At 42.8% G+C, this 4,298-nt stretch carries 6 protein-coding genes; 1 reads left to right on the forward strand and 5 read right to left on the reverse strand.

What is annotated here, in order from left to right:
* Positions 1-929: 929 nt before the first annotated feature.
* Positions 930-1,103 carry a hypothetical protein gene (locus J5X92_RS20675; protein WP_208806416.1) on the forward strand — a complete coding sequence of 58 codons (174 nt, stop codon included), beginning with the start codon at positions 930-932 and terminating at the stop codon, positions 1,101-1,103.
* A 336-nt stretch (positions 1,104-1,439) separates the two neighbouring features.
* On the opposite strand, the gene J5X92_RS20680 is transcribed toward J5X92_RS20675, so the two are convergent.
* The 5 genes from J5X92_RS20680 to J5X92_RS20700 form a co-directional block, all read right to left on the reverse strand.
* Complete coding sequence (locus J5X92_RS20680) at positions 1,440-1,724, reverse strand: hypothetical protein (protein WP_208806417.1); 285 nt, start codon at positions 1,722-1,724, stop codon at positions 1,440-1,442.
* Between the two features lie 121 nt (positions 1,725-1,845).
* A complete protein-coding gene (locus tag J5X92_RS20685) occupies positions 1,846-2,391 on the reverse strand; it encodes a hypothetical protein (RefSeq protein ID WP_129738885.1) in 546 nt (181 codons plus the stop codon).
* 138 nt (positions 2,392-2,529) lie between these two features.
* A complete protein-coding gene (locus J5X92_RS20690) occupies positions 2,530-2,817 on the reverse strand; it encodes a hypothetical protein (RefSeq protein WP_208806418.1) in 288 nt (95 codons plus the stop codon).
* Between the two features lie 599 nt (positions 2,818-3,416).
* A complete protein-coding gene (locus J5X92_RS20695; protein ID WP_013785560.1) occupies positions 3,417-3,839 on the reverse strand; it encodes a hypothetical protein in 423 nt (140 codons plus the stop codon).
* A 14-nt stretch (positions 3,840-3,853) separates the two neighbouring features.
* On the reverse strand, positions 3,854-3,994 hold the full coding sequence (locus J5X92_RS20700; RefSeq protein WP_208806419.1) for a hypothetical protein: 141 nt from the start codon (positions 3,992-3,994) through the stop codon (positions 3,854-3,856).
* Positions 3,995-4,298 lie beyond the last annotated feature (304 nt).

A 4,298-nucleotide genomic window follows, 5' to 3' on the forward strand; every position in this document is an offset into this window, starting at 1 on the left:
GCTAATGAAAACAGGTAAGGGTAGTTGCACCACTTTTTTTACTAAGGCAAACGAAGTTTAGGCTGACGCCTTATAACTTTAAGCTAAGGGGCGCAGATACGTGGGGCATAATGGCGAAGCCGCCCCGCGTATAGGCGTCCCAGCGACCGAAGGGAGTGGCTTGAGCGTTTTGTTAGGCGTACAACTGAAAGTACGCAGCTTTGCTGCCACCACTAGCTCATTAGCCAGCTTGTTTAAATTATTGAATTTAAGATAAAACAACCCTGTGCGAAATGCCAGATGTTAACGACATTACTGGATAAAAGAGCGAGTTTAAAAAGCTGGTGATGTTGAATATAGGCGTTGGGGTGTTGATGAAAAATGCGTTTCTAAAGTCGTTGAAACTACCGAAAAAGCAAGCCGTAAAGACAACCTGGAGAAACAACCTTGATGCTGGAATGTCACGTTTGAACCCACATTTTTATGCTGTAAGTAAATGACGCCTAACTTTAAGCTAAGGGGCGCAGATGCGTGGGGCATAATGGCGAAGCCGCCCCGCGTATAGGCGTCCCAGCGACCGAAGGGAGAGGCTTAAGCGCTTTGTTAGAAGCAGAGCCTGTTCCATTGGCTTTTTTAAAAAATAATAAAGCCAGCATACGATTGATTATTAACACAAACAAGTAAAACGACAGCGTAGTGACGTAGGTGATTTGACTGAAGCGAACCGCCCTATGAATTACCAAGTGCAATGGCGCTTGCTAACTGAAAATAAGAGCTAGCCGATAAAGCGCCTATTGCGCAACCTTTTAAGTAAGCGCGGTGACATTAAAACTACCAATGCTTGGGCGATGATTGAAACAGCAGGTGAGGCCAGTTGAACTGGAATTTTTATAAAGCCAAACGCAGTTTAGGCTGACGCCTTCTAACTTTAAGCTAAGGGGCGCAGATGCGTGGGGCATAATGGCGAAGCCGCCCCGCGTATAGGCGTCCCAGCGACCGAAGGGAGTGGCTTAAGCGCTTTGTTAGAAGCAGAGCCTGTTCCTTTGGCTTTTTTTAAAACTAATAAAGCCAGCATACGATTGATTGTTAAAGCAAACAAGCAAAATGCCAGTGCAGTGATGTAGGTGATTTGACTGAAGCAAGCCGCCCTATGAATTACCAAGTGCAATGGCGCTTGTTGACTGAAAATAAGAACTAGCCGATAAATCGCCTATTGCGCAACCTTTTAAGTAAGCGCGGTGACATTAAAACTACCAATGCTTTGGCGATGATTGAAACAGCAGGTAAGGGTAGTTGAACTGATATTTTTATAAAGCCAAGCGTAGTTTAGGCTGACGCCTTCTAACACCCTAATAAGGGGAAAATACTTGTTGGCGAAAATGCGGAACGCGCCAACGAGTATTTGTCCCAGTGACCGAAGGGAACGAGCTTGATTTGCTTGTTATATGCCATTGTGCAGATTAACCAAAAACTAGCCAAAGACAAAACACCAATACTAAAAATTTTATCACGAGCTCACCTATAGAAAGCGCAGCAATTTTCTTTGAGCCATCTGGGTTTGACCAACCCCCGCTTAGTTCTTCATCTAATGTTACGAAATGGCCTAGAAAAATTAAACACAAAATGATTAAAGCTGGAGCGCCAGTAATTAATAGATAATCAGTTATATTGAGTATTCTAAACGCAGCTGTTAGCAAAAGAGAAATGCCAAGAACTGACAATAAAACTACCTGAAATGTTTTCATCTATACCTTGGCATATAACACCCCGCTTAGGGGCAATAACACGTGGGCTAAAATTTGGAGCGAAGCGACTGAGGCCACGTGTTATTGTCCCAGGGAGCTTGCGACCGATTACAGCGGCTTGTTAGTTCGCACCTGCTCTGAGCCACTGAATAACAGTATCCTCTAACGTCTGTGCAGATAGCACTTTATTAATAATTAAATCGCTTGTACCACGTGTTTGGGTGTTTGTCTCAATATAAACATCCCTTAAAAACTCATTATATTTGACCAAGTACTGACTTATATTTTTAAATGCGCCTTCTTCTGACTGCGCTATATTTCTGGAAATAATGCGAGAAAGACAGATATCAATAGGCATATCCAGCAATACTACCTTGTCTACTAGTGAAGAAATAGGTGCCCTGCATTTCCCAAATGGTTCTTCTACAAAGATGAACTCAGCTTTGGAGCTTGATACTAAATTCAGTAATGCTTTATCCATTCTAGGTGTTTTAATATCTGAGATATTCGCACCGTCAAGTAACCATTTCTTCATATCTGTGGGATATGTCTGTCCATCTACAAAGTCGTCGAAGAGAATTGATGGACACGACAGAGAATTAGACAGCTGGTTAACAAGGGAAGTTTTTCCACTTCCAGACATACCACTTATTGCTACTACTTTCATCTATTGAGTTTTGCCATTCCACGAAATTTAAGTGCGAACTAACTTTCCAATAACGGGCGCAGGTACGTGGGGCATAATGGCGAAGCCGCCCCGCGTGTATGCGTCCCAGCGAACGAAGTGAGTGTGTTGATTGGGTTGTTAGCTTTCCAACTCGATTTCAACGACTTGAGCCCCAGAAAATATACCTTTGGCTGCGTTAAACACTAAGTCTCTATTATTTGGATGCACCATAATATCAATAGCGTTATTTGAATAAGTAAAAAGAGTAAGGCAGCCTGCCTTTTGGATTTTTACGATATCCGATTTTTTTATCAATTTCCCTTTAGTGTTATAAAAACGGGAATATGAATTTGTGCGCACTTGAACAATCTCTCCGAGATCATTAAAAGTTCGTGCTGATTTATCCAAAAACTCAACAGGAATCACCGACTCTAATTTTAAAACCAAAATAATGAAGAGTACGAAACCGGTTCCTAGAGAAAAAATGTCGATAAAGCCTCCGGAAAGCTAACGCTAAGCTTTGGGGCGCTAGCACGTGGGCTAAAATCCGAGCGAAGCGAGTCAGCCCACGTGTTAGCGTCCCAGCGACCGAAGGGAGTGCCAACAGCGTTTTGTTAGGCGTACAAAGAAAAGTACGCAGCTTTGCTGCCACCACTAGCCAATTAGGCCGCGTGTTTAAATTATTGAATTTAAGATAAAACAACCCTGTGCGAAATGCCAGATGTTAACGACATTGCCGGATAAAAGAACGAGTTTAGAAAGCTGGTGATGTTGAGTGCTGGCATTAAGATGCTGATGAAAAGCGCGTTGCTAAAGCCGTTGAAACTATGGAAAAAGTAAGCCGTAAAGACAACCTAGCGAAACAACCTTGATGCTGAAATGTCACGTCTGAACCTACATTTTAATGCTGTAAGTAAATGACGGCTAACTTTTAAATAAGGGGCGCAGACGTGTGGGGCATAATGGCGAAGCCGCCCCGCATGTTTGCGTCCCAGCCCGCGCAGCGGGCGAACTTGATTTTTTTGTTATGTGTTTTCGCTTATTTCTAAAACCACAGTTAACCATAAATTACCCCAACGCTCACGTCTATCTGCCGAACTCAACAATTTAGGTGAAGTGGTTTGATATTCATTGAAAGAATGACGATTGGCAAATAGAGTAGCGGATACAGCACCTTTTTTAACTTTTTCTGCATCGTAAAAAACCGCCACGACTTGGTTGCATCTAGAACATTGAATAAAGGAGGCTTGTTCTGAACCTTGCTTTAAAAAATTGACTGAGGCACTTGAGTTAACGCTTAACTTTCCAAGCGGATCTGATATGTACGCAAGACTATGATGCTTACAAAAGTCGCAGTCACATTCTCTAGGTTGATAGCTTTCGATTGACCTAGGAAGTGATAGTTTTACGCGAACGGCTTCGCATGAGCATGAAGAGAAATAATCCATTTAACCCTCATAAATTAAACCTGCACATAACGTTTCAAATAAGCGGCGCAGGCTTGCTGGCTAAACTTGGCGAAGAATGAGCCCCAGCCAGCGAGTTTGCGTCCGGCGACGAAGGAGCGTACTTGATTTGCTTTGTTAGACGGCGCAATAAACATGCTGTAAACATCCTTTGTCTCTTGAATAACACTATTACCTAATACAACCACCAGATAATAACCCCTGTAATTTCCTTGTTTAAAGATAGCCTGAAACAACTAAACAGTTCAAACAACCTTTACTGCCAAATCGTTTAGTGTTTTAAAAACCACCTAGAAGAAAAAAGAAATGATGTTGGTATTTCTCGCGATTTCAAAACAACTATGCACCTCAAACTAGCGCCTTCTAACATTAAGCTAAGCGGCGCAGTTGCGTGGGGCATAATGGCGAAGCCGCCCCGCGTAAATGCGTCCGAGCGACCGA

It is taken from the genome of Alteromonas sp. K632G (assembly GCF_017653625.1).
Taxonomy (GTDB): domain Bacteria; phylum Pseudomonadota; class Gammaproteobacteria; order Enterobacterales; family Alteromonadaceae; genus Alteromonas; species Alteromonas naphthalenivorans.